Source organism: Variovorax sp. V118, from assembly GCF_041154445.1.
GTDB classification, from domain to species: Bacteria; Pseudomonadota; Gammaproteobacteria; order Burkholderiales; family Burkholderiaceae_C; genus Variovorax; species Variovorax boronicumulans.
This window is the reverse complement of sequence record NZ_AP028663.1, coordinates 3,440,282-3,461,678: the sequence shown is the minus strand read 5'-3', so window position 1 is coordinate 3,461,678 and position 21,397 is coordinate 3,440,282. Positions and strand designations below refer to the sequence as shown.

The window sequence follows — 21,397 nt, the reverse complement described above, 5'->3', positions numbered from 1 at the left end:
GAGGCGCTACTTGAGGTTGTAGAACGCGCCGCGGCCCGGGTAGACGGCGATGTCGCCGAGGTCTTCTTCGATGCGCAGCAGCTGGTTGTACTTGGCGATGCGGTCCGAACGCGACAGCGAGCCGGTCTTGATCTGGCCGGCGTTGGTGCCCACGGCGATGTCGGCGATGGTGCTGTCTTCGGTTTCGCCCGAACGGTGCGAAATGACGGCCGTGTAGCCCGCGCGCTTGGCCATCTCGATGGCGGCGAAGGTCTCGGTCAGCGTGCCGATCTGGTTGATCTTGATCAGGATCGAGTTGGCGATGCCCTTGTCGATGCCTTCTTGCAGGATCTTGGTGTTGGTGACGAACAGGTCGTCGCCCACCAGCTGCACACGCTTGCCCAGGCGTTCGGTCAGGTGCTTCCAGCCGTCCCAGTCGCCTTCGTGCATGCCGTCTTCGATGCTGATGATCGGGTACTTGTCGACCCAGGTGGCGAGCATGTCGGTCCAGCTTTCGGCCGTGAGCGACAGGTTTTCGCCCGACAGCACGTACTTGCCGTCCTTGTAGAACTCGCTGGCCGCGCAGTCCAGGCCCAGGGCGATCTGTTCGCCGGCGGTGTAGCCGGCCTTGTCGATGGCTTCCAGGATCAGCTGGATGGCCGCTTCGTGGCTCTCGACGCTGGGGGCGAAGCCGCCTTCGTCGCCCACGGCGGTGCTGATGCCGCGGTCGCCCAGGATCTTCTTCAGGGCGTGGAACACTTCGGCGCCGTAGCGCACGGCCTCGCGGAAGCTCTTGGCGCCCACGGGGATGATCATGAACTCTTGCAGATCGAGGCTGTTGTTGGCGTGCGCGCCGCCGTTGATGACGTTCATCATCGGCACCGGCAGCTGCATGCCGCCCATGCCGCCGAAGTAGCGGTACAGCGGCAGGCCCGACTCTTCGGCCGCGGCGCGGGCCACGGCCATCGAGACGGCGAGGGTGGCGTTGGCGCCCAGGCGGGCCTTGTTGTCGGTGCCGTCCAGGTCGATCATCGTGCGATCGAGGAAGGCCTGTTCGCTGGCGTCCAGGCCCAGCACGGCTTCCGAGATCTCGGTGTTGATGTTCTCGACGGCCTTCAGCACGCCCTTGCCGAGGTAGCGGCTCTTGTCGCCGTCGCGCAGCTCGATGGCCTCGCGCGAACCGGTCGAAGCGCCCGAGGGCACGGCCGCACGGCCCATGGTGCCCGACTCGAGCAGCACGTCGCACTCGACGGTGGGGTTGCCTCGGCTGTCGAGAATTTCGCGGCCGACGATGTCAACGATTGCACTCATCTCTATCTCTTTCTCTGGGTCTCTTGGTGGAGTGGACTGGCAAAAAACGGAATCAAAGGCCTTCGACCGCGATCATGTTCATGATGGCGGCGCCGGCACGCGCTTCACGCGCCTTCAGGTATTCGGGCGTCTCGTAGAAGGCCTTGGCCTTCTCGAAGCTGGGGAATTTGAGCACGACGACGCGGGTGGGCTTCCAGTCGCCTTCGAGCGGCTGCACCTGGCCGCCGCGCACGCAGACTTCGGCGCCGTGCGCCTGCATCGCGACGCTCGACCACTTCTTGTATTCCTCGTACTGCGTCGGATTCGTGACCTCGACGTGGGCAATGACGTAACCGCTGCTCATGCTTGAAAACTGTCCTCGAGGAAAGCGTTTTTCTTGGTGACCCGGTCGAGCGCGACGAGCGTCTCAAGCAGGGCCTTCATGTGCTTGAGCGGCACGGCGTTGGGGCCGTCGCTCAGGGCTTTGTTGGGGTCGGGGTGGGTCTCCATGAAGAGACCGGCCACGCCCACGGCCACGGCCGCGCGCGAGAGCACCGGCACCATCTCGCGCTGGCCGCCCGAGCTCGTGCCCTGGCCGCCGGGCAGCTGCACCGAGTGGGTGGCGTCGAACACCACGGGCGCTTTCGTCTCGCGCATGATCGCGAGCGAACGCATGTCCGAGACGAGGTTGTTGTAGCCGAAGCTGGCGCCGCGTTCGCAGGCCATGAAGCTGTCTTCGTCGAGGCCGGCTTCCTTGGCGGCAGCGCGGGCCTTGTCGATCACGTTCTTCATGTCGTGCGGCGCGAGGAACTGGCCCTTCTTGATGTTCACCGGCTTGCCCGACTGCGCCGCGGCGTGGATGAAGTCGGTCTGGCGGCACAGGAAGGCGGGCGTCTGCAGCACGTCGACCACCTTGGCGGCCTCGGCGATGTCTTCGTGGGTGTGCACGTCGGTCAGCACGGGCAGGCCGAGTTCGCGCTTCACCTTGGCCAGGATCTCGAGGCCCTTGTCGCGACCCGGGCCGCGAAAGCTCGTGCCCGAGGAACGGTTGGCCTTGTCGAAACTGCTCTTGAAGATGAACGGGATGCCCAGCGACGCCGTGATTTCCTTCAACGTGCCGGCCGTGTCCACCTGCAGCTGCTCGGATTCGACCACGCACGGGCCGGCGATCAGGAAGAAAGGCTGGTCCAGCCCGATGTCGAATCCGCAAAGCTTCATGCCACTGCCTTGAGCGTCTTGTTCGTGCTGCCCGCGCCCTTGTCCTTGTGGTCGAGCGCTGCCTTGATGAAGGCGTTGAACAACGGATGGCCGCCCCACGGCGTTGACTTGAACTCGGGGTGGAACTGCACGCCCATGAACCACGGGTGCACGTTCTGTGGCAGCTCGACGATTTCGGTCAGGTGCTCGCGCTGCGTGAGCGCCGAGATCACGAGGCCGGCGTTGCGCAGCTCGTCCAGGTAGTTGACGTTGGCTTCGTAGCGGTGGCGATGGCGCTCGGTGACCACGTCGCCGTAGATGCTGTGCGCCAGCGTGCCCGGCGAGACGTCGGAGCTTTGCGCGCCCAGGCGCATGGTGCCGCCGAGGTCGGACTTCTCGTCGCGCGTCTTCACGGTGCCGTCGCGGTCCTTCCACTCGGTGATCAGCGCGATCACGGGGGTGGGCGTTTCCGGGTCGAACTCGGTGCTGTTGGCGTTCTTCAGGCCGGCCACGTGGCGGGCGTACTCGATGGTGGCGACCTGCATGCCCAGGCAGATGCCCAGGTAGGGCACCTTCGATTCGCGGGCGAAGCGGGCGGCCGAGATCTTGCCTTCCACGCCGCGCTGGCCGAAGCCGCCGGGCACCAGGATGGCGTCGTACTTGGCCAGGCGCGACACGTCTTGCGCCGAGATGGTCTCGGAGTCGATGTAGTCGATCTTCACGCGCGCATGGTTCTTCATGCCGGCGTGGCGCAGCGCCTCGTTGAGCGACTTGTAGCTGTCCGACAGGTCGACGTACTTGCCAACCATGGCAATCGACACTTCCTGTTGCGGATGCTCGACCTCGTACACCAGCTCGTCCCAGCGCGTGAGCTTGGCCGGCGGGGTGTTGATGCGCAGCTTGTCGCAGATCAGGCCATCGAGGCCCTGCTCGTGCAGCATGCGGGGCACCTTGTAGATGGTGTCCACGTCCCACATGGAGATCACGCCCCATTCGGGCACGTTCGAGAACAGCGAAATCTTGGCGCGCTCGTCGTCGGGGATCGGGCGGTCGGCGCGGCACAGCAGGGCGTCGGCCTGGATGCCGATGGCGCGCAGTTCCTTGGCGGTGTGCTGCGTGGGCTTGGTCTTGAGCTCGCCGGCGGCGGCGATCCAGGGCACGTAGGAGAGGTGCACGAAGGCCGAGTTGTTCGGGCCCATGCGCAGGCTCATCTGGCGCACGGCTTCCAGGAAGGGCAGCGACTCGATGTCGCCCACGGTGCCGCCGATTTCGACGATGGCCACGTCCACCTCGTGCGCCGTGCCGATGCCGGCGCCGCGCTTGATGTATTCCTGGATCTCGTTGGTGATGTGCGGAATGACCTGGACGGTCTTGCCGAGGTAGTCGCCGCGGCGTTCCTTCTCGAGCACGGTCTTGTAGATCTGGCCGGTCGTGAAGTTGTTGGCCTTGCGCATCCGCGTGTTGATGAAGCGCTCGTAGTGGCCGAGATCGAGGTCGGTCTCGGCGCCGTCATCGGTGACGAACACTTCGCCATGCTGGAACGGTGACATCGTGCCGGGGTCGACATTGATGTACGGATCGAGCTTGATGAGGGTGACTTGGAGGCCGCGCGATTCGAGGATCGCGGCGAGCGAGGCGGAGGCGATTCCCTTGCCAAGGGAAGATACGACACCACCGGTGACGAAGACAAATTTGGTCATGCCAGTTCCGGACGCGTGAATCCGGGCAGTGGGAAATTGCGATTATAGGTGTCCCCTTTGTGCCTCCACGGCCGAAGGCCATCCCATTCCTGATCTTGTCGGTATGTGAGCAACAATATGTCCCATGCAAGATCTCGCCGGCAAACACATCGTCCTCGGACTCACAGGGGGCATCGCCTGCTACAAATCGGCCGAGCTGTGCCGCCTGCTCGTGAAGGCGGGCGCCACCGTCCAGGTCGTGATGACCGAGGCGGCCGAGCAGTTCATGACGCCGGTCACCATGCAGGCGCTCTCGGGGCGCACCGTCTACACCTCGCAGTGGGACGCCCGCGAGCCCAACAACATGCCGCACATCAACTTGAGCCGCGAGGCCGACGCGATCGTGCTGGCGCCCTGCAGTGCCGATTTCATCGCGCGGCTGGTGCAGGGCCGCTCCGACGAGCTGCTGAGCCTGCTGTGCCTGGCGCGTCCGACCGACCGCGTGCCGCTGTTGATCGCCCCCGCCATGAACCGCGAGATGTGGGCCCATCCGGCCACGCAGCGCAACCTGATGCAGGTGTCGGCCGACGGCGCGACCGTGCTGGGCGTGGGCAGCGGCTGGCAGGCCTGCGGCGAAACCGGCGACGGGCGCATGCTCGAACCGGCGCAGCTGCTCGAGGACATCACGGCCTTCTTCCAGCCCAAGCTGCTGGCAGGGCAGAAGGTGCTGGTCACGGCCGGCCCGACCTTCGAGGCGCTGGACCCGATCCGCGGCATCACCAACCATTCGTCCGGCAAGATGGGCTTTGCCATCGCCCGCGCGGCGCGCGAGGCCGGTGCCGAGGTCACGCTGGTGGCCGGTCCGGTACACCTGCCGACGCCGCGCGGCGTGAGCCGCATCGACGTGCTGTCGGCGCAGGAGATGCTCGAAGCCACCACCCGCGCTGCGCAGGCTGCTAGCATTTTTGTAGCGACGGCCGCCGTGGCCGACTGGCGCCCCGCCACGCACAGCGACCAGAAGATCAAGAAGGACGGCAGCGGCCAGACGCCGGTGCTGCACTTCGTCGAGAACCCCGACATCCTGCTCACGGTGGCCAAGAGCGAACGCGCGCAGGCCAAGAAGCTGTTCTGTGTGGGCTTCGCCGCCGAGAGCGAGAACCTCGCCGAGCACGCCAAGGCCAAGCGCGAACGCAAGGGCATTCCGCTGCTGGTGGGCAACATCGGCCCGCTGACCTTCGGGCAGGACGACAACGCGCTACTGCTCGTGGATGCGAAGGGCGTGCGCGAGCTGCCTCGCGCGCCCAAGCTCCGGCTAGCGCGCGAGTTGATGACGGAGATTGCAGCGCGACTTCCCGATTGGAGGGCCTGATGAACACCGAATCCAACACACCGCCCAACGGCGACTTCGCCCGCTACGTGGAGCAGCTGTCGGCGCGGGCCGGCCAGTCCGCCCGCGTCCCGGGCAAGGAGTCCGAGCACGGGCTGGACGTCGGCATGACGCCTTCGCCCGGTGCGCAGGGCACCGTCGCCACGCGGCGCGAATCGCCGGGTGGCGAGGCCGCGAAGGCTGACGGCAGCAAGGCCATCCCCCCGGGCACGCTCAAGGTGCTGGCCGGCATGGGGGCGATGGTGTTCCTGGTGCTGTGGGCCATCGGCGTGCCGCTCTCCGTGCTCGTCCTGGGCGCCGCCGCGGCGGCCTGGTTCGGCAAGCGTTTTCTCAAGGGACTCAGCCTGAGGCCCGGGGTCGCCAAGTGGCAGCAGGTGCTCGAAGAGGCCGCCCGCAGGCAAAAAGAACAGCAACAGAAATAAACAAGGCAGCAAGTCAGTGAAAGTAGACGTCCGAATCCTCGATCCGCGCATGGTGGATCAATTGCCCGCGTATGCCACCCCCGGAAGCGCCGGCCTCGACCTGCGGGCCTGCCTCGATGCCCCGGTCACGCTCGAACCCAATGCCTGGCAACTGGTGGGCACCGGCATTGCGATCCACCTGGCCGATCCGGCCTATGCCGCGCTGATCCTGCCGCGCTCGGGCCTGGGCCACAAGCACGGCATCGTGCTGGGCAACCTCGTCGGCCTGATCGACAGCGACTACCAGGGCGAGCTGAAGGTCAGCGCCTGGAACCGCAGCAACACGCCCTTCGTGCTGCAGCCGATGGAGCGGCTCGCGCAGCTGATGATCGTGCCGGTGGTGCAGGCGCAGTTTCGCGTGGTCGCCGAGTTCGAGGCCTCGCAACGCGGCGAGGGCGGCTACGGTTCGACCGGCAAGCACTGAGCCTTTGCCCCGACAAAGCTGAAGGGCACCTGAGTATCCAAGGCGTAAAGAACGGAACCGCCGGCGCGTGGTTCGTCTCGAAGGTTTCAGCGTGTGTCTTTCGTCATCGCGGCTTCGGCTGAGGCGTTAGACACAGGCAGGCATGCAGCCCGTCCGGGCGCGTGCTGTTTTCTTCGAGGAGCCTCTTTCATGAACATCTCAACGCGCTTCATTTCCGTCACCGCGTCCGTGCTCGCACTGGCCACGCTCACGGCCTGTGTCGCGCCGGCCCCGGTCTACCAGACCTCGCGCTACCCCTACCAGGCCCCGCCGCGGGCGATCCAGTACCAGGAAGCCGCCTACGTCGAGTACGGCCACGTGGCCAACATCGAGGTACTGCGCAGCGAAACCGCAGGCGTCGGCACCACGGGTGGCGGTGCCATCGCGGGCGGTCTCATCGGCGGCGTGGTGGGCAACCAGTTCGGACGCGGCAACGGCCGTGCCGCAGCCACTGCGCTCGGCCTCGTGGGCGGCGCCTTGCTGGGCAACACCATCGAGGCCCAGCAGAACGGCCCGCGTGCCTACGAAAGCTACCGCGTCTCGGTGCAGACCGACCGGGGCGGCTACCGTGCCTTCGACGTGCAAAACCCGGGCGACCTGCGCATCGGCGACCGCGTGCGCATCGACAACGGGCACATCTCGCGCATGTAAGCGGTCGGCCGCGCGCGCAAAGAAAAAAGCCGGGCACTGCCCGGCTTTTGCTTTGTGAAGTGGCGTGGTCTCAGTGCAGCATCTGGCCGCCCGGCGCCATCGGCGGCACCTTGAAGAAGGCAGTGCCTGCCGTGCCGCGGCCGACTTCTTCTTCGGTGGCTTCGCGCACCGAACGCACCGTGATGTCCAGGCGGATCGCGATGCCCGCCAGCGGGTGGTTGCCGTCGAGCACGAGGTGGTCGGGGTAGATCTCGGCCACGGTGTAGATCGCGTCCTTGGGGATGCCGTCGCTCACGCCCTTGGGCAGGGCGGAGCCGTCGAAGGTCATGCCTTCCTCGGTGCCTTCGGGGAACAGCGTGCGCGGCTCCAGGAAGAGCAGCTGGTCGTTGAAGTCGCCGAAGCCCTGTTCGGGCTCGATCTGCAGTTGCACGCGCGCGCCGGGCTCATGGCCCTGCAGGGCGGCCTCGATCACGTCGAAGAGGTCGTCGCCGCCCACCATGAATTCCACCGGCTCGTCGAGCACGTCCAGCACATCGCCGAGCGTGTCTTTCATGGTCCAGGTCAGGCCGACCACGCATTGTTCAGAGATTTCCATTGCAGAATTCTCCCATGGAGATCAATCAACCGCTGCCCTTGCTTGGCGGCCTGAGTCCCGCGCAGTTCATGCGCCGGTACTGGCAAAAGAAACCCCTGCTGATCCGGCAGGCAGTTCCCTCGATGGTGCCACCGATCGACCGCCAAGCGCTCTTCGCGCTGGCGGAGCGCGAGGGGGTCGAGTCGCGCCTCATCCGGCATGGGAAGGCCGGCTGGTCGCTCAAGCACGGCCCGCTGAACCGGCGCGCGCTGCCGCCGCTGAAGCAGCCGGGCTGGACGATGCTGGTGCAGGGCGTCGACCTGCACCACGACGGCGTGCACGACCTGCTGCGGCAGTTCCGCTTCCTGCCCGACGCGCGCCTGGACGACCTGATGATCAGCTACGCGAGCGACACCGGCGGCGTCGGCCCGCATTTCGACAGCTACGACGTGTTCCTGCTGCAGGCGCAGGGCCGGCGCCGCTGGTCCATCGGCAAGCAGTCCGACCTGCGGCTGCAGCCCGACGTGCCGCTCAAGGTGCTCGAGCACTTCGAGCCCGAGCAGACCTTCGTGCTCGAGCCCGGCGACATGCTGTACCTGCCGCCCAAGTACGCCCACGACGGCGTGGCGGTGGGCGACGACTGCATGACGTACTCCATCGGGCTGCGCTCGTCCGCCGTGGGCGAGCTGGGCGCCGACCTGCTGGCGCGCGTGGCGCAGGCCTATGCCGAAGACCTGGAAGACGCGGGCCCGGCTGAACTGGCGCGTTATCGCGATCCGTCGCAGCCTGCCGTCGAGACCCCGGCTGCAATGCCGACCGCGCTGCAGGACTTCGCGCGCAAGGCCGTCGAAGCCGCGCTGCGCGACCCTGACGCCATCGACCGCGCGCTGGGCGAATCGCTCACCGAGCCGAAGGCCAACGTCTGGTTCGGCGAAGGCAATGAAGTGCCCGAGGTGCTGCGCGAGGTCGCGCTTGATCGCCGCACGCGCATGCTCTACGACGCGCGGCACATCTACATCAACGGCGAGAGCTTCCGCGCCGGTGGGGCCGACGCCACGCTGATGCGGCGGCTGGCCGACCAGCGCGCGCTCGGTGCACGCGAACTGGCCCGCGCCAGCGAGGGCGCGCGGGCGTTGCTGGGCGAGTGGTGCGAGGCGGGCTGGCTGCATGCCGAATGAAGGCGCCGTACCGGTCCTGAGCGAAGGCCGTTTCGACGGCCGCGAGGCGTTCGCTGACCTCGTCCGCGGGGCCTTGTCCGCCGCTGCGCACCAGGGTTGGAACGAGATCGTCTTCAGCGACCCCGATTTCGCCGACTGGCCGCTGGGCGAGCGCGCGAGCATCGAGGCGCTGCAGGCCTGGTCGGCCAGCGGGCGTCGCCTGTTGCTGTTGGCAGGGCGCTTCGACCTGATCGAGCGCGGTCATGCGCGTTTCGTGACGTGGCGCCGCACCTGGGACCACATCGTCGAATGCCGCGCGGCAGGCGGCCGTTCAGGCGCGGCCGAGGAGGTGCCCAGCGCCTTCTGGACGCCCACCTGGTGCCTGCACCGCACCGACCCCGAACGCAGCCGCGGCGTCTGCAGCAACGAGCCGCGTGCGCGGCGTGACCTGCGCGAAAGCCTCGATGAGCGCTGGCGCCAGGGCCGGCCGGCCTTTCCCGCCTCCACGCTCGGCTTGTAAGCCAATGCCGCAAATACACCCCCGCGACATATCCGGGCGGGGTTGGCGGTCTAGAATTTTTTGGTTCCAGACCTTCATTGCCAAAGGAGTCCTCATGAAGAAGTCGTCGTCCGTCCTGATTGCCTCGCTGATCGCCGCTGCCGCCCTGGTGGCCTGCGGAAAGAAAGAGGACGCCGCCCCCGCGGTCGTGACCCCGCCGCCCGCTCCCGTGACCGAACCCGCACCCGCCGCACCGCCGGCCGCCGCACCTGCATCGGCACCGTCGGCTGCCGCTTCGTCGGCCCTGGACGCCGCCAACGCCGCGACCGAAGCCGCCAAGAAGGGCGAGGCACCGAAGCAGTAGTTCCGCTGCAGGTCCGCACCATGCAAAAAGCCGCCCTCGGGCGGCTTTTTCATTGGGGGAGGGCGATGCCCCGCCCGCTCAGACGTCGAGCCAGGGCGAGCCCTCGGCGGCGGTGGCCGTGAGCATCTCGGCTTCATCGCCGCCCAGCGCCTCGGCCATCAGGCGCCGCACGATCTCGGGCCGGTTGTTCTGCTCGCTCAGGTGCGCCGCGACCACGTGGCGCAGCCCGTCGTGAAGCACGGCACGCGCGATCTCGGCCGCCGCGGTGTTCGACAGGTGGCCGTAGTTGCCGCCCACGCGCTGCTTCAGGAACGACGGGTAGGCCGAGCCGGCCAGCAGGTCGCTGTCGTGGTTGAACTCGAGCAGCAGCGCATGCGCGCCGCGCAGCCGGGCCAGCACGTGGCTGGTGGCGTGGCCCAGGTCGGTCAGCACGCCCAGCGTGCGGTTGCCGTCGGTGCAGCGCAGCTGCAGCGGCTCACGGGCGTCGTGGGGCACGGTGAAGGGCTGCAGGCAAAGGTCGCCGACCGTGAATTCGGCGTCGTCGCGCGCCAGGTGCAGGCGGCCTTCATAGTCGCGACCGCCGGTGGCGAGCCAGGTGCCTTCGCTCATCCAGACCGGGATGCGGTCGCGCAGCGACAGGGCATGGGCGCAACCGATGTGGTCGCCATGCTCGTGGGTGATGAAGACGGCGTCGAGGTCCGCTGCGGCCAGGCCCGCCTGGGCCAGGCGCCGGTCGAGCTGGCGGATGCCGAAGCCGCAGTCGACGAGGAGGCGAGTGGTGCGGCCGGCGCTGGTCGTTGCTTCGACCAGCGCGGCGTTGCCCGTGCTGCCGCTGCCGAGGCTTCGGAAGCGGAGCATGGGGCTTACTTCAGGTCGTCGGCGATGACCTTGACGATGCGCTGCGCGTTGGCCGAGGTTTCGGGCGCGCCGGCGTCGTTCAGGACCGAGACCGTGGTGGCTTCGCCCTGGCTCTTGACCGAGATGCGGAACTTGATCGGCGCTTCGTCCTTCTTGGAGCTGCTGAACAGCTTGCCGAAGAAGCCGTCGTCCTTCTTGTCGGGGTTCGGCGTGACGTAGCGCACGTAGTAGATGCCGGCGCTGCGGTCGCGGTCTTCGACGGTGAAGCCGGTGCGGTCCAGGGCCAGGCCGACGCGGCGCCATGCGCGGTCGAAGCCTTCGCTGATCTGCACGACCGGCTGGTTGCCGACGGTGGCCACGGTGGCGGTCTTGGGCGCTGCGGTGGTCGCGGCAAGGATCTTCGACTGCTCTTGCGACACGCCGAGCTTGACCATCAGGCGGCGCAGGAATTCGGTCTCGAGCTCAGGATCGCTCGGGCGGGGCTGCCACACGGTCTGGTCCTGGCGGGAGTTGTTGTAGACCTCCTGCATGCCGCGGTGGCTGACGAAGATCTCGGTGCCGTTGGTGCTGCGCTCCAGGCGGGTGCGGAAGCGGTCGAGTTCGCCGGTCGAGTAGACCGAGTCGACCAGCTTGCCCAGCGTGCCGCGGATGATGTCCTGCGGCAGCTTGGCGCGGTTCTCGGCCCAGTCGGTTTCCATGATGCCCAGGTTGCGCTGGTCGGTGGTCAGCAGGAAGCCGCTTTCCTGCCAGAAGTCTTTCACAGGCTCCCACAGCTGGTCGGGCGTGCGGTTGACGACGATCCAGCGCTGCGTGCCCGAGCGTTCCATGCGCACGTCGCCGATGTTGGCCACGGCGGTGGGGATGCCCGGTGCGTTCGCGATGCCGGCCTGGTAGGCGTTGGCGGTGACGGCGCCGCCCGGCACTGCGTAGCGGTTGTCGCGCGAGAGCTGGGACAGGTCGGGTGGGACTTCGAGCGTCGGGGCCTTGCCGGCGCTCTTGTAGTCGATCTTGTCGCTCTCGAGGACGGAGCAGGCGGCGAGGCTGGCAACGAGGGCCAGCAGTGCAAGTCGCGAAATGTTCTTCAACGTCGTCTTCCTTGGTGGAATGGTTCGGTCAATCGATGGGCCCCAGCGCCCCGCCCTCTCTGAGCACTGTTGCGGCAAAAGGTTGCTTGACCTTGCTGCGAACAGGGGGAAAGGGCGGACGGGAGGCGGTGTGATCGGTGGGGAAACCCGGGCTCGGTCAGTCCTTGAGCAGGCCGGTGGCGCGCAGGGCGCCCTCGACCGCCGGGCGGCTCGCTTCGCCGAGTTCCGTGAGCGGCAGCCGCAGGGCGCCGCCGCACAGACCCAGGCGGGCCATGGCCCACTTGAGCGGGATCGGGTTGGGTTCGACGAACAGGTTGCGGTGCAGCGGCATCAGTTCGAACTGCAGCTGCATGGCGCGCTTGACGTCGCCCGCCAGTGCGGCCACGCACAGCTCGTGCATCTTGCGCGGCGCCACGTTGGCCGTGACGCTGATGTTGCCCTGGCCGCCGCACAGCATGAGTGCGACCGCGGTCGGGTCGTCGCCGGAGTAGACGGCAAAGCTCTTCGGCAGGTCGCGGATGAGCCACTGGGCACGCTCGATGTTGCCGGTGGCTTCCTTGATGCCGATGATGCCGGGCACCTGCGCCAGGCGCAGCACGGTGTCGTGCGCCATATCGGCGACGGTGCGGCCGGGCACGTTGTACAGCACCACGGGCAGGTCGCCGACGGCTTCGGCGATGGCCTTGAAGTGCTGGTACTGGCCCTCTTGCGTGGGCTTGTTGTAGTAGGGAACGACCTGCAGCTGCGAGTCGGCGCCGACGCCCTTGGCGAACTTGGCTAGCTCGATAGCTTCCTTGGTCGAGTTCGCGCCGCAGCCGGCCATCACGGGCACGCGGCCCCGGGCCTGCTCGACGGATACGCGGATGATTTCGCAGTGCTCTTCCACATCGACCGTCGGCGATTCGCCGGTGGTGCCGACCACGCCAAGGCAGTCGGTGCCTTCGTCAATGTGCCAGTCGATGAGCCGCCGCAGGGCGGGGTAGTCGACACTGCCGTCGTCGTGCATCGGCGTGACGAGCGCGACGATGCTGCCTGTCAGTTGCTCCAAGGGAATCTCTTTGTCGGTGGACGAAAGCGGCCATTCTACTGACTCCGGCCGGGCCGGAGACAGTTGTGTCGGCGCGCTCAGCTGGCCTTCAGGAAGTGGCGCGGCGGGGCGCCCGCGGCCGCTTCGCCGGGCCGCACGGCGGCGATGCGCTGGACGAAGCGCGCCGGCTCCGGCAGGAAGCCGTCTTCATAGGCGATTACCTGCAGGCTGGCGCAGGCCCCGAGCAGCTCGCCCGGCTGCAGCAGGAAATCGGGCCGCGAGGGCTTCCCGACGGTCTCGTTGCCGGCCGCGAAGGTCTCGTACAGCAGCACGCCGCCCGGCGCCACCGCGGCCACGATGTCGGCCATGCGCGGGCGCCAGAGGTAGTGGGTGACGACCACCGCGCCGAAGCGCTGGGCCGCGAAGGGCCAGGGGCCCGATTCGATGTCGGCCGCCACCACGCGCCCGAAGGCGCCGGCCGCCTCGACGGCCTCGGGCGCCCGGTCGACGCCGGTCGCTGCATGGCCGCGCCCGGCGAACCACTGCATGTGCCGCCCGGACCCGCAGGCCACGTCGAGCACCGTGGCGTTCGGGGCGAGCAGGTGCGACCAGCGCACGATCCATTCGGAGGGCGCGGTGCTCGCATGCACGGGAATTGCTACATCTTTCATAGTGGCCTGGGCCCGGTTTGCGGGCATTTCGGGGCGAAGTCGTTCAGAAACAGGACCACACCTGGTCGACCAGCGTGACCAGGAACGTCGGATGCACGTACAGCGCGAACACGCCGCCCAGCGCCGCCAGCACGGCGGCGAGCCAGGCGGCCTGGGCCAGGTAGTGGTTGCGTGTGCGGGGCGTCATGGCGATGGCTCCTTGCAAACAAGACAGAAAAGCGCGGGCCGTCAGCCCGCCACGGCGACCGGCCGGACCGCGCGCGCAATGGCGCTTTCCTTGACCGGCAGGTTGATCAGCGCCGCGAACACGCCCAGCGCGATCGAGATGTACCAGACGATGCTGTAGCTGCCCGTCGTGTCATACAGGAAGCCGCCCAGCCACACGCCCAGGAACGACCCCACCTGGTGGCTCAGGAACACGAAGCCGCTGAGCATCGACAGGTGGGCCACGCCGAAGATGCCCGCGACGATGGCGTTGGTGGCCGGCACGGTCGACAGCCACAGGAAGCCCATCGCCGCCGAGAACACGTACACGCTGAGCGGCGAAATCGGCACCAGCAGGAAGAGGGCGATCGACACCGCCCGTGCAAAGTAGATGGCCGCCAGGATCTTGGGCTTGGACAGCTTCTGCCCCAGCAGGCCGACGGTGTAGGTGCCGAACACGTTGAACAGGCCGATCAGCGCCAGCGCGTAGCCCGCCACTTCGGGCGACAGGTTCTTGTCGCGCAGGTAGGTCGGCATGTGGATGCCGATGAAGGCCAGCTGGAAGCCGCAGACGAAGTAGCCCGCCATCAGCAAGCCGAAGCTCGGGTAGCGGAAGGCCTCGCCCACGGCCTGCAGCACCGATTGGTCACGGTGGCCGGCCAGCGCCGCGGTCTTGGGCTCGCGCAGGCCGAAGGCCAGCGGCACGATCACCAGCACCAGCACCGCCACCACGGCCAGCGCCGTCTGCCAGCCGAAGGCCCCGATCAGACGGCCTTCGATGGGCGCCATCAGGAACTGGCCGAACGAGCCGGCCGCCGCGGCCACGCCCATCGCCCACGAGCGGCGCTCGGCCGGGATCTGCCGGCCGATCACACCGTAGATCACGGCATAGGTCGAGCCCGCCTGCGCCGCGCCGATCAGCACGCCCGCACTCAGGGTGAACAGCAGCGGCGTCGGCGAATGCGCCATGCCGAAGAGGCCCAGCGCATAGAAGATTGCGCCGCCGATCAGCACGCGGAACGCGCCGAAGCGGTCGGCCAGCATGCCCGCGAACACGCCGAAGATGCCCCACGACAGGTTCTGCACCGCCAGCGCGAACGAGAAGGTCTGTCGGTTCCACTCCTGCGCCTGCGTGATGGGCTGCAACCAGAGGCCGAAGCCATGGCGGATGCCCATCGAGAGCGTGACGATCATGGCGCCACAGAACAGCACCTGCTTGATCGAAAGGGTGGGAGCGGGGGAGGCTTGCATCCTTCGAATGTAGCGAAATGGATGCTGCGGCAGGTGGCGTGGCGGCCAAGGCCATTGATGATTTGTGGGCGCGGTTTCGATGCGCGGACGGCATCAAAGAAAGAAGGCAGGCGCGTGGCCTGCCTTCGGGGTCAGCGCGCCGGTGCCGCTGCCGCGCCACGCGCGCCCGGAAAGCCGTGCTCGCAGGCCCGCCACGCCAGCACCAGCCCCGGCACCAGCAGCGCCAGCAGCGACCAGGGCAGGCTGCCCGCGCCGCCGCCCTGCAGCAGCAGGCCGCCCGCCAGCCCGCCACCTGCGATGGCGAGGTTCCAGGTGGTCACGACCATCGACTGCGCCACGTCCGCCGCGTCGCCGGCGGCCTGGGCCGAGGCGGTCTGGAACAGCGTCGCCGCGCCGCCGAAGGCCAGGCCCCAGACCGCGACCGCGAGGTACACGCCCGCCGCCGATTCGCCCGCCGCGGCGAGCATCAGCGCCGCCAGCGCGAAGGCGCCCGTGCCGGCCAGCACCAGCGTGCGCAGCCAGCGGTCGATCAGCACGCCCGTGAGCCAGATGCCGCCCAGCGACGCAGCGCCGAACACCAGCAGCACCCGCCCGACCTGCGCTTCGAGCCCGGCGTGCGCCAGGAAGGGCGCGATGTAGGTGTAGAGGATGTTGTGCGCCAGCACGAAGGCGAACATCACGGCCAGCACCGGCCGCACGCCCGGCAGCAGGAACACGCGGCGCACGCTTTGCTGGCGCCCGGCCTCCTGGCCCGGGAAGTCGGGCACCTGCCAGCGCACCCAGCCGAGCAGCAGCACCGACAGCGCCGACATGATCAGAAAGGCCGGTCGCCAGCCGACGCTCGCGCCCAGCAGCGTGCCGGCCGGAATGCCCAGCGACAGCGCCAGCGGCGCACCCAGCATCGCGACCGCAATGGCCCGGCCCTGCTGCGACGGCGCCACCATGCGCGCCGCGTGCCCGGCCAGCAGCGCCCACAGCAGGCCCGCGAACACGCCGGCGAAGAAGCGCGCGACCAGCGTCAGCGTGTAGTCGTGCGACAGCGCCGTCACCGTGTTGACCACCGCGAAGCCGCCGATCGCGCCCATCAGCAGCGGCCGGCGCCGCCAGCCGCGCGTGAAGGCCACCAGCGGAATGGCCGCCACCAGCGAGCCCAGCGCATACACCGTGACGAGCTGGCCGACCAGCGCGGGCGCCACGCCCAGGTCGGCGCCGATCTGCGGCAGCAGGCCGGCCGGCATCGCCTCGGTGAGGATGGTGATGAAGCCGCCGGCCGCCAGCGCCAGCAGGCCCGAGAGGGGCAGCGGTGAAGAAGAGGTCGTGTCACGCATAGACGGCGTCCCTCAACTCGGTGACGAAGCGGCCCGACATGCCTTCGTAGAGCGTGTTCGTGAAGGCCACCACGCTGAGCCCGCGCGCCCGGTCGACGAACCAGGCGTGGCCGTAGGCGCCGCCCCAGCGCCAGGTGCCGGGCGATTCGGGCGTCTGCGTGGGTTGCGGGTCGTGCAGCACCGAGAAACCCAGGCCGAAGCCCCAGCCCGGCGCGTCCGCCGGCCCCCAGGCGCCCGTGTGGTTGCGGCCCATGGCGTCGACGGTGGCGGCGCCCAGCAGCGGGGCGCCGCCGGTGCGCAGCGTGTCGAGCAGGCGCAGGAAGTCGTCCGCGCTGCCGACCATGCCGGCGCCGCCCGAGGGCCAGGCGTTGGCGTCGAAGGCGCGCGCCGGGTCGAAGTGGATGCCGACGGCGCCCTCGAACGGCGTGGCCACCACGGGGCCGTCCATGCGCTGCGGCGGCGTGGCGCCGGGGCCGTTCACGTAGGGCGTGGCCAACCGCGGGTCGCCGGGGACGGCGGCGAAGCCCGTGTCGTGCATCTGCAGCGGCACGGTCACCAGCGTGCGCACCGCCTCGGGTAGCGGCAGGCCGCTGGCCGCCTCGACCACCGCGCCGAGCACGTCGATGGCCAGCGAATAGAGCCATCCGGTGCCGGGCGGGTACAGCAGCGGCACGCCGGCCAGGCGCTGCAGGTTGGCGGCGAGCGTGAGGCCGTCGTCGCAGTCCATGCCGTCCGACACGCCGGCGCGCGCGTACGGGCCGTCGTCCGTGCTTTCGAGGAAGCGGTAGCCCAGGCCGGCCGTGTGGGTCAGCAGCTGCCGCAGTGTGATGACGGCCTCGCCGCCATCGGGCAGGCGAGGGCGGAAGTCCGGCAACCAGCGCGTCACCGGGTCGTCCAGGTCGAGCCGGCCCTGGTCCACGAGCACCATCGCGGCGGTCGAGACGATGGGCTTGGACACCGAAGCCAGCCGGAACAGCGCGTCTTCGTGCATCGGCCGGCCGGCCTCGCGGTCGGCCAGCCCGGCGGCGCGCCGGTGGACGAGGCGCCCGTCGTGGCGCACCAGCACCACGGCGCCAACCAGCCGCTGCTCGGCCAGTGCGCGGTTGATGGCGGCGTCGATGCGCGACGGGGCCGGGCCCTGCCACGCAGGGGTGAAAGTGGGGGAGATGTCGGGGAGAAAGGTCATGCGACCAACGATAGGAAGAAGCCGACTTCGGATAAAGACGGCTACAGTTCCGCTCAATGCGGACGTTCAGGTCCGCAATGGAGATACCCATGGACAGCCTCAGCGGCTTTGCCGTCTTCGTTCAGGTCGCCGAGACCCGCAGCTTCGTGGCCGCCGGGCGCGCGCTCGGCGTGTCGGCCTCGGCCGTGGGCAAGCGCGTGGCGCGGCTCGAGGAGCGGCTGGGGGTGCGCCTGTTCCACCGCAGCACGCGCAGCATCACGCTCACCGCCGAAGGCGCGCTGTTCCTGGCGCGCAGCCGCCGCGTGCTGGCCGAGATCGAGGCCGCCGAGCAGGAGCTGTCGCACGCCGCCGAGGCGCCGCGCGGGCGGCTGCGTGTGAGCCTGCCGCTGGTCAGCTCGCTGGTGCTGCCGGTGCTGGCCGACTTCATGGCCGCGTACCCGGCGATCGAGCTCGACCTCGACTTCAGCGACCGCCTCGTGGACGTCATCGAGGAAGGCTTCGACGCCGTGGTGCGCACCGGCGAGCCGGCGGATTCACGGCTGTCGTCACGCCAGTTGGGCGAGTTTTCGCAGCTGCTGGTGGCCTCGCCCGCGTACCTGGCGCGCCACGGCACGCCCGCCTCGCCGGACGACCTGGCCCGCCACGCCTGCCTGCACTACCGCTACCCGGCGACCGGCAAGGTGGAGGTCTGGCCGCTCGCGCCCGGGCCCGACGGCAGCGAGGTGCGCCCGCCGGTCTCGATGATTTGCAACAACATCGAGACCCGCCTGTGCTTCGCCCTGCGCGGGCGCGGCATCGCCTGCCTGCCCGACTTCAGCGTGCGCGCCGCGCTGGCCGAGGGCGCGTTGCAGCCCGTGCTGGCCGACCACCTGCTGCGGCCCCGTACCATCGCGTTCCGCGTGCTGTGGCCTTCGGGGCGCCATCCGTCGCCCAAGCTGCGGGCGTTCATCGATTTCCTGGGCGCGCGGATGTTCGGTCCGCCCGCAGAAACTCCCGCCTGATGTGCGAAAAGACCGAAGCCGGTGCCTGTATGGGTATCCAGTCATTTCAACCCAACTGACTACAATCCGCCCCCATGGCGACTTCCCCCAAGACATCTTCAGACTCCGCTTCCGGCTATTCGGAAGGCTCCATCCGCGTGCTCAAGGGCCTCGAGCCCGTGAAGCAGCGCCCGGGCATGTACACCCGGACCGACAACCCCCTGCACATCATCCAGGAAGTGCTCGACAACGCCGCCGACGAAGCGCTGGCGGGCTACGGCAAGAAGATCAAGGTCACGCTGCACACCGACGGCTCGGTCAGCGTCGAGGATGACGGCCGCGGCATTCCCTTCGGCCTGCACCCCGAAGAGAAGGCCCCCGTGATCGAGCTGGTCTACACCCGGCTGCATGCCGGCGGCAAGTTCGACAAGGGCTCGGGCGGCGCCTACAGCTTCTCGGGCGGCCTGCACGGCGTGGGCGTGTCGGTGACCAATGCGCTCTCCAAGCGCCTCGAAGTCAGCTCGCACCGTGAAGGCTCGGTCGCCAAGCTGGCCTTCAGCGCCGGCGACGTGATCGAGGCGCTCGAGATCCGCAAGCTCGAGGCCGGCGAACGCAAGCAGGGCACCACCGTGCGCGCCTGGCCCGACGCCAAGTACTTCGAGACCGCCGCGCTGCCCATGGGCGAACTCACCCACCTGCTGCGCAGCAAGGCCGTGCTGATGCCCGGAGTGAGCGTCACGCTGGCCGTCGAGAAGACCGGCGAAAGCCAGCAGTGGCTCTACAAGGGCGGCCTGAGCGACTACCTCATGCAGACGCTCAACGGCGACCCGGTCATTCCGCTGTTCGAAGGCAGCGGCCATGCCGACAAGAACGCCGACAACTTCGCCGAAGGCGAGGGCGCCGACTGGTGCGTGGCCTTCACCGAAGACGGCCAGCCGGTGCGCGAGAGCTACGTCAACCTGATTCCCACCAGCGCCGGCGGCACGCACGAAAGCGGTCTGCGCGACGGCCTGTTCAACGCGGTGAAGAGCTTCATCGAGCTGCACTCGCTGCTGCCCAAGGGCGTGAAGCTCCTGCCCGAAGACGTGTTCGCGCGCGCCTCGTACGTGCTCAGCGCCAAGGTGCTCGACCCGCAGTTCCAGGGCCAGATCAAGGAGCGCCTGAATTCGCGCGACGCGGTGCGCCTGGTGTCCAGCTTCGTGCGCCCCACGCTCGAGCTGTGGCTCAACCAGCACGTCGACTACGGCAAGAAGCTGGCCGAGCTGGCCATCAAGGCCGCCCAGACGCGCCAGCGCGCCGGCCAGAAGGTCGAGAAGCGCAAGGGCTCCGGCGTGGCCGTGCTGCCCGGCAAGCTGACCGACTGCGAGAGCAAGGACATCAGCCACAACGAAGTGTTCCTGGTCGAGGGCGACTCCGCCGGCGGCAGCGCCAAGATGGGCCGCGACAAGGAAAGCCAGGCCATCCTGCCGCTGCGCGGCAAGGTGCTCAACACCTGGGAAGTGGAGCGCGACCGCCTCTTTGCCAACACCGAAATCCACGACATCTCGGTGGCCGTGGGCGTCGATCCGCACGGCCCCGCCGACACGCCCGACATGAGCGGTTTGCGCTACGGCAAGATCTGCATCCTGTCGGATGCCGACGTGGACGGCTCGCACATCCAGGTGCTGCTGCTCACGCTGTTCTTCCGGCACTTCCCCAAGCTCATCGAAGCCGGCCACGTGTATGTCGCAAAGCCGCCATTGTTCCGGGTCGATGCGCCCGCGCGCGGCAAGAAGCCGGCCTCCAAGGTCTATGCGCTGGACGAGGGCGAACTGACCGCCACGCTCGACAAACTGCGCAAAGATGGCGTGCGCGAAGGCGCCTGGAGCATCAGCCGCTTCAAGGGCCTGGGCGAAATGAGCGCGGAACAATTGTGGGAAACCACGCTCAATCCGGACACCCGTCGCCTGATGAAGGTCCAATTGGGGCGGTTCGATTTTTCGTCCACCCAGGGCGAGATCACCAAGCTGATGGGCAAGGGCGAAGCGGCGGCGCGACGCGAGCTCATGGAATTGCGCGCAGACGACGTCGATATCGACGTCTGACAGTTTCCTTTTTCTTTCCTTCTTCTCACACGCATGTCGGTTTTCAAGCGTTCGCTGTGGTTGGCCCTTCTGCTGTGCATGCAGCAGGGGCTCGCGCACGCGACCGACATCTACGGTTACATCGACAGCAACGGCGTGGCGCACTTCGCGGCCGAGAAGGTCGACGAGCGCTACAAGCTCTTCTTCCAGGGCGGCCAGAGCTTCGACACCGCCAAGGGCCTGTCGCCGATGGGCCGCGGCAGCATCAACCGCCGGCTCGACGGCAAGGTGTCGCCGGCGTCGCAGAACCTGCTCGCCATGTTCGAGGCCTCGCCCGGCTACAAGACCGCCAAGGCGGCGCTGCGCGACGCGTCGAGCAAGCACGCCATCGACTACGAGCTGCTGCAGGCGCTGGTCGCCACCGAGTCGGGCTTCGATGCAAAAGCCGTCTCGCCCAAGGGCGCGATGGGGCTCATGCAGCTCATGCCGGCCACCGCGCAGCGCTACGGCGTGGCGACGGACAAGCGCGGCACGATCGAGAAGAAGCTGTTCGACCCGCACATCAACATCGCCGCCGGTTCGCGCTACCTGCGCGACCTGATCGCGATGTTCCCGGGCCAGATCGAGCTCGCGCTGGCCGCCTACAACGCGGGCGAGGGCGCGGTGCAGCGTGCGGGCAACAAGATCCCGAACTACAAGGAAACGCAGAACTACGTGCAGACCGTGCTGCAGCTGTATGCGTACCTCAAGCCCTCGGCCGTGACCGTGGGCGGCAACCTGCGCAGCGGAAGCGGAAGCGGAAGCGGCAGCAGCGGCAGCAGCGGCGGCAGGACGCCGGGGCGCATCCGCATGGAAATGTCGGTGCCCAAGGGCGGCGCGATCGGGCGCGGCAACATGCCGTCCGAGTCGCCGCGCAACGTGCCGACCATGCCCGATATTCCCGAGCCGTCCGACGTGCCGACCAGCGCAGCGGAGCCGGGCGACGCTTCGCCGCCGTCGCCGCTGTCGTGATCCCGCAGGCCGCCATGCACCCCACTTTCATT

23 protein-coding genes are annotated in these 21,397 nt (G+C 68.4%); 10 read left to right on the top strand and 13 right to left on the bottom strand.

The window, feature by feature from the left end:
- Positions 1-6: 6 nt before the first annotated feature.
- From eno to ACAM52_RS16020, 4 genes are read right to left on the bottom strand one after another with little or no spacing between them, the layout of a single operon-like run.
- Positions 7-1,290 carry a phosphopyruvate hydratase gene (gene eno, locus ACAM52_RS16035; protein ID WP_062474653.1) on the bottom strand — a complete coding sequence of 428 codons (1,284 nt, stop codon included), beginning with the start codon at positions 1,288-1,290 and terminating at the stop codon, positions 7-9.
- Positions 1,291-1,342: 52 nt separating this feature from the next.
- Positions 1,343-1,633 (bottom strand): DUF1330 domain-containing protein, encoded by a 291-nt coding sequence (locus ACAM52_RS16030; protein ID WP_062474654.1) that lies wholly within the window; start codon positions 1,631-1,633, stop codon positions 1,343-1,345.
- A complete protein-coding gene (gene kdsA / locus ACAM52_RS16025; protein ID WP_369647617.1) occupies positions 1,630-2,487 on the bottom strand; it encodes a 3-deoxy-8-phosphooctulonate synthase in 858 nt (285 codons plus the stop codon). The genes ACAM52_RS16030 and kdsA overlap by 4 nt, the downstream gene beginning before the upstream one ends.
- Positions 2,484-4,166: a CTP synthase gene (locus tag ACAM52_RS16020; RefSeq protein ID WP_070059524.1), complete on the bottom strand. Its 1,683-nt coding sequence runs from the start codon at positions 4,164-4,166 to the stop codon at positions 2,484-2,486. Before ACAM52_RS16020 ends, kdsA begins: the two co-directional genes overlap by 4 nt.
- A 124-nt stretch (positions 4,167-4,290) precedes the next feature.
- On the opposite strand from ACAM52_RS16020, the gene coaBC reads away from it, so the two are divergent.
- From coaBC to ACAM52_RS16000, 4 genes are all read left to right on the top strand, one after another.
- The gene (gene coaBC, locus ACAM52_RS16015; RefSeq protein ID WP_369647616.1) at positions 4,291-5,514 is read left to right on the top strand and encodes a bifunctional phosphopantothenoylcysteine decarboxylase/phosphopantothenate--cysteine ligase CoaBC; all 1,224 of its coding nucleotides are present in this window, start codon (positions 4,291-4,293) and stop codon (positions 5,512-5,514) included.
- On the top strand, positions 5,514-5,954 hold the full coding sequence (locus ACAM52_RS16010; protein ID WP_369647615.1) for a hypothetical protein: 441 nt from the start codon (positions 5,514-5,516) through the stop codon (positions 5,952-5,954). Before coaBC ends, ACAM52_RS16010 begins: the two co-directional genes overlap by 1 nt.
- A 16-nt stretch (positions 5,955-5,970) precedes the next feature.
- Positions 5,971-6,417, top strand: coding sequence for a dUTP diphosphatase (gene dut / locus ACAM52_RS16005; RefSeq protein ID WP_369647614.1), 447 nt, complete (start codon positions 5,971-5,973; stop codon positions 6,415-6,417).
- Positions 6,418-6,606: 189 nt separating this feature from the next.
- The gene (locus tag ACAM52_RS16000; protein WP_369647613.1) at positions 6,607-7,107 is read left to right on the top strand and encodes a hypothetical protein; all 501 of its coding nucleotides are present in this window, start codon (positions 6,607-6,609) and stop codon (positions 7,105-7,107) included.
- Positions 7,108-7,177: 70 nt separating this feature from the next.
- Here the strand turns inward: ACAM52_RS16000 and ACAM52_RS15995 are convergent, their stop codons facing one another.
- Positions 7,178-7,702: a peptidylprolyl isomerase gene (locus ACAM52_RS15995; RefSeq protein ID WP_369647612.1), complete on the bottom strand. Its 525-nt coding sequence runs from the start codon at positions 7,700-7,702 to the stop codon at positions 7,178-7,180.
- Between the two features lie 14 nt (positions 7,703-7,716).
- Here ACAM52_RS15995 and ACAM52_RS15990 point away from each other — a divergent pair, with 14 nt between their 5' ends.
- The 3 genes from ACAM52_RS15990 to ACAM52_RS15980 all read left to right on the top strand — a co-directional run bounded on the left by ACAM52_RS15990 (position 7,717) and on the right by ACAM52_RS15980 (position 9,701).
- Positions 7,717-8,859, top strand: coding sequence for a cupin domain-containing protein (locus tag ACAM52_RS15990; RefSeq protein ID WP_369647611.1), 1,143 nt, complete (start codon positions 7,717-7,719; stop codon positions 8,857-8,859).
- On the top strand, positions 8,849-9,358 hold the full coding sequence (locus tag ACAM52_RS15985) for a hypothetical protein (RefSeq protein ID WP_369647610.1): 510 nt from the start codon (positions 8,849-8,851) through the stop codon (positions 9,356-9,358). The genes ACAM52_RS15990 and ACAM52_RS15985 overlap by 11 nt, the downstream gene beginning before the upstream one ends.
- 94 nt (positions 9,359-9,452) lie before the next feature.
- Positions 9,453-9,701 (top strand): hypothetical protein, encoded by a 249-nt coding sequence (locus ACAM52_RS15980; RefSeq protein WP_056583267.1) that lies wholly within the window; start codon positions 9,453-9,455, stop codon positions 9,699-9,701.
- A 78-nt stretch (positions 9,702-9,779) separates the two neighbouring features.
- On the opposite strand, the gene ACAM52_RS15975 is transcribed toward ACAM52_RS15980, so the two are convergent.
- The 8 genes from ACAM52_RS15975 to ACAM52_RS15940 all read right to left on the bottom strand — a co-directional run bounded on the left by ACAM52_RS15975 (position 9,780) and on the right by ACAM52_RS15940 (position 17,311).
- Positions 9,780-10,559, bottom strand: coding sequence for an MBL fold metallo-hydrolase (locus ACAM52_RS15975; RefSeq protein WP_062474678.1), 780 nt, complete (start codon positions 10,557-10,559; stop codon positions 9,780-9,782).
- A gap of 5 nt (positions 10,560-10,564) precedes the next feature.
- A complete protein-coding gene (bamC, locus tag ACAM52_RS15970; protein ID WP_307590484.1) occupies positions 10,565-11,644 on the bottom strand; it encodes an outer membrane protein assembly factor BamC in 1,080 nt (359 codons plus the stop codon).
- A 157-nt stretch (positions 11,645-11,801) separates the two neighbouring features.
- Positions 11,802-12,650 (bottom strand): 4-hydroxy-tetrahydrodipicolinate synthase, encoded by an 849-nt coding sequence (gene dapA / locus ACAM52_RS15965; RefSeq protein WP_369647740.1) that lies wholly within the window; start codon positions 12,648-12,650, stop codon positions 11,802-11,804.
- Between the two features lie 119 nt (positions 12,651-12,769).
- Positions 12,770-13,342, bottom strand: coding sequence for a class I SAM-dependent methyltransferase (locus ACAM52_RS15960; protein WP_369647609.1), 573 nt, complete (start codon positions 13,340-13,342; stop codon positions 12,770-12,772).
- Between the two features lie 43 nt (positions 13,343-13,385).
- Positions 13,386-13,529 (bottom strand): hypothetical protein, encoded by a 144-nt coding sequence (locus ACAM52_RS15955; RefSeq protein ID WP_167395003.1) that lies wholly within the window; start codon positions 13,527-13,529, stop codon positions 13,386-13,388.
- 41 nt (positions 13,530-13,570) lie between these two features.
- The gene (locus tag ACAM52_RS15950) at positions 13,571-14,797 is read right to left on the bottom strand and encodes an MFS transporter (RefSeq protein WP_369647608.1); all 1,227 of its coding nucleotides are present in this window, start codon (positions 14,795-14,797) and stop codon (positions 13,571-13,573) included.
- A gap of 131 nt (positions 14,798-14,928) precedes the next feature.
- On the bottom strand, positions 14,929-16,125 hold the full coding sequence (locus tag ACAM52_RS15945) for an MFS transporter (protein WP_369647607.1): 1,197 nt from the start codon (positions 16,123-16,125) through the stop codon (positions 14,929-14,931).
- A complete protein-coding gene (locus ACAM52_RS15940; protein ID WP_369647606.1) occupies positions 16,118-17,311 on the bottom strand; it encodes a serine hydrolase domain-containing protein in 1,194 nt (397 codons plus the stop codon). Before ACAM52_RS15940 ends, ACAM52_RS15945 begins: the two co-directional genes overlap by 8 nt.
- A gap of 89 nt (positions 17,312-17,400) precedes the next feature.
- Here ACAM52_RS15940 and ACAM52_RS15935 point away from each other — a divergent pair, with 89 nt between their 5' ends.
- From ACAM52_RS15935 to ACAM52_RS15925, 3 genes are all read left to right on the top strand, one after another.
- Entirely contained in the window at positions 17,401-18,312 is a 912-nt protein-coding gene (locus ACAM52_RS15935) for a LysR family transcriptional regulator (RefSeq protein ID WP_159272439.1), read from the top strand.
- 74 nt (positions 18,313-18,386) lie between these two features.
- Positions 18,387-20,375, top strand: coding sequence for a DNA topoisomerase IV subunit B (locus tag ACAM52_RS15930; protein WP_062474697.1), 1,989 nt, complete (start codon positions 18,387-18,389; stop codon positions 20,373-20,375).
- Between the two features lie 33 nt (positions 20,376-20,408).
- A complete protein-coding gene (locus ACAM52_RS15925) occupies positions 20,409-21,365 on the top strand; it encodes a lytic transglycosylase domain-containing protein (RefSeq protein WP_369647605.1) in 957 nt (318 codons plus the stop codon).
- Positions 21,366-21,397 lie beyond the last annotated feature (32 nt).

Coding starts and splice junctions, on each gene's coding strand:
- ACAM52_RS15985 (WP_369647610.1), top strand. CDS start 8,849: ATGCCGAATGAAGGCGCCGTACCGGTCCTGAGCGAAGGCCGTTTCGAC.
- ACAM52_RS15955 (WP_167395003.1), bottom strand. CDS start 13,529: ATGACGCCCCGCACACGCAACCACTACCTGGCCCAGGCCGCCTGGCTC.
- ACAM52_RS15940 (WP_369647606.1), bottom strand. CDS start 17,311: ATGACCTTTCTCCCCGACATCTCCCCCACTTTCACCCCTGCGTGGCAG.
- coaBC (WP_369647616.1), top strand. CDS start 4,291: ATGCAAGATCTCGCCGGCAAACACATCGTCCTCGGACTCACAGGGGGC.
- ACAM52_RS16010 (WP_369647615.1), top strand. CDS start 5,514: ATGAACACCGAATCCAACACACCGCCCAACGGCGACTTCGCCCGCTAC.
- ACAM52_RS15960 (WP_369647609.1), bottom strand. CDS start 13,342: ATGAAAGATGTAGCAATTCCCGTGCATGCGAGCACCGCGCCCTCCGAA.
- ACAM52_RS15980 (WP_056583267.1), top strand. CDS start 9,453: ATGAAGAAGTCGTCGTCCGTCCTGATTGCCTCGCTGATCGCCGCTGCC.
- ACAM52_RS15995 (WP_369647612.1), bottom strand. CDS start 7,702: ATGGAAATCTCTGAACAATGCGTGGTCGGCCTGACCTGGACCATGAAA.
- ACAM52_RS16020 (WP_070059524.1), bottom strand. CDS start 4,166: ATGACCAAATTTGTCTTCGTCACCGGTGGTGTCGTATCTTCCCTTGGC.
- ACAM52_RS15935 (WP_159272439.1), top strand. CDS start 17,401: ATGGACAGCCTCAGCGGCTTTGCCGTCTTCGTTCAGGTCGCCGAGACC.
- ACAM52_RS15925 (WP_369647605.1), top strand. CDS start 20,409: ATGTCGGTTTTCAAGCGTTCGCTGTGGTTGGCCCTTCTGCTGTGCATG.
- ACAM52_RS15975 (WP_062474678.1), bottom strand. CDS start 10,559: ATGCTCCGCTTCCGAAGCCTCGGCAGCGGCAGCACGGGCAACGCCGCG.
- ACAM52_RS15945 (WP_369647607.1), bottom strand. CDS start 16,125: ATGCGTGACACGACCTCTTCTTCACCGCTGCCCCTCTCGGGCCTGCTG.
- ACAM52_RS15930 (WP_062474697.1), top strand. CDS start 18,387: ATGGCGACTTCCCCCAAGACATCTTCAGACTCCGCTTCCGGCTATTCG.
- ACAM52_RS15990 (WP_369647611.1), top strand. CDS start 7,717: ATGGAGATCAATCAACCGCTGCCCTTGCTTGGCGGCCTGAGTCCCGCG.
- eno (WP_062474653.1), bottom strand. CDS start 1,290: ATGAGTGCAATCGTTGACATCGTCGGCCGCGAAATTCTCGACAGCCGA.
- ACAM52_RS16030 (WP_062474654.1), bottom strand. CDS start 1,633: ATGAGCAGCGGTTACGTCATTGCCCACGTCGAGGTCACGAATCCGACG.
- kdsA (WP_369647617.1), bottom strand. CDS start 2,487: ATGAAGCTTTGCGGATTCGACATCGGGCTGGACCAGCCTTTCTTCCTG.
- ACAM52_RS16000 (WP_369647613.1), top strand. CDS start 6,607: ATGAACATCTCAACGCGCTTCATTTCCGTCACCGCGTCCGTGCTCGCA.
- dapA (WP_369647740.1), bottom strand. CDS start 12,650: ATGCACGACGACGGCAGTGTCGACTACCCCGCCCTGCGGCGGCTCATC.
- ACAM52_RS15950 (WP_369647608.1), bottom strand. CDS start 14,797: ATGCAAGCCTCCCCCGCTCCCACCCTTTCGATCAAGCAGGTGCTGTTC.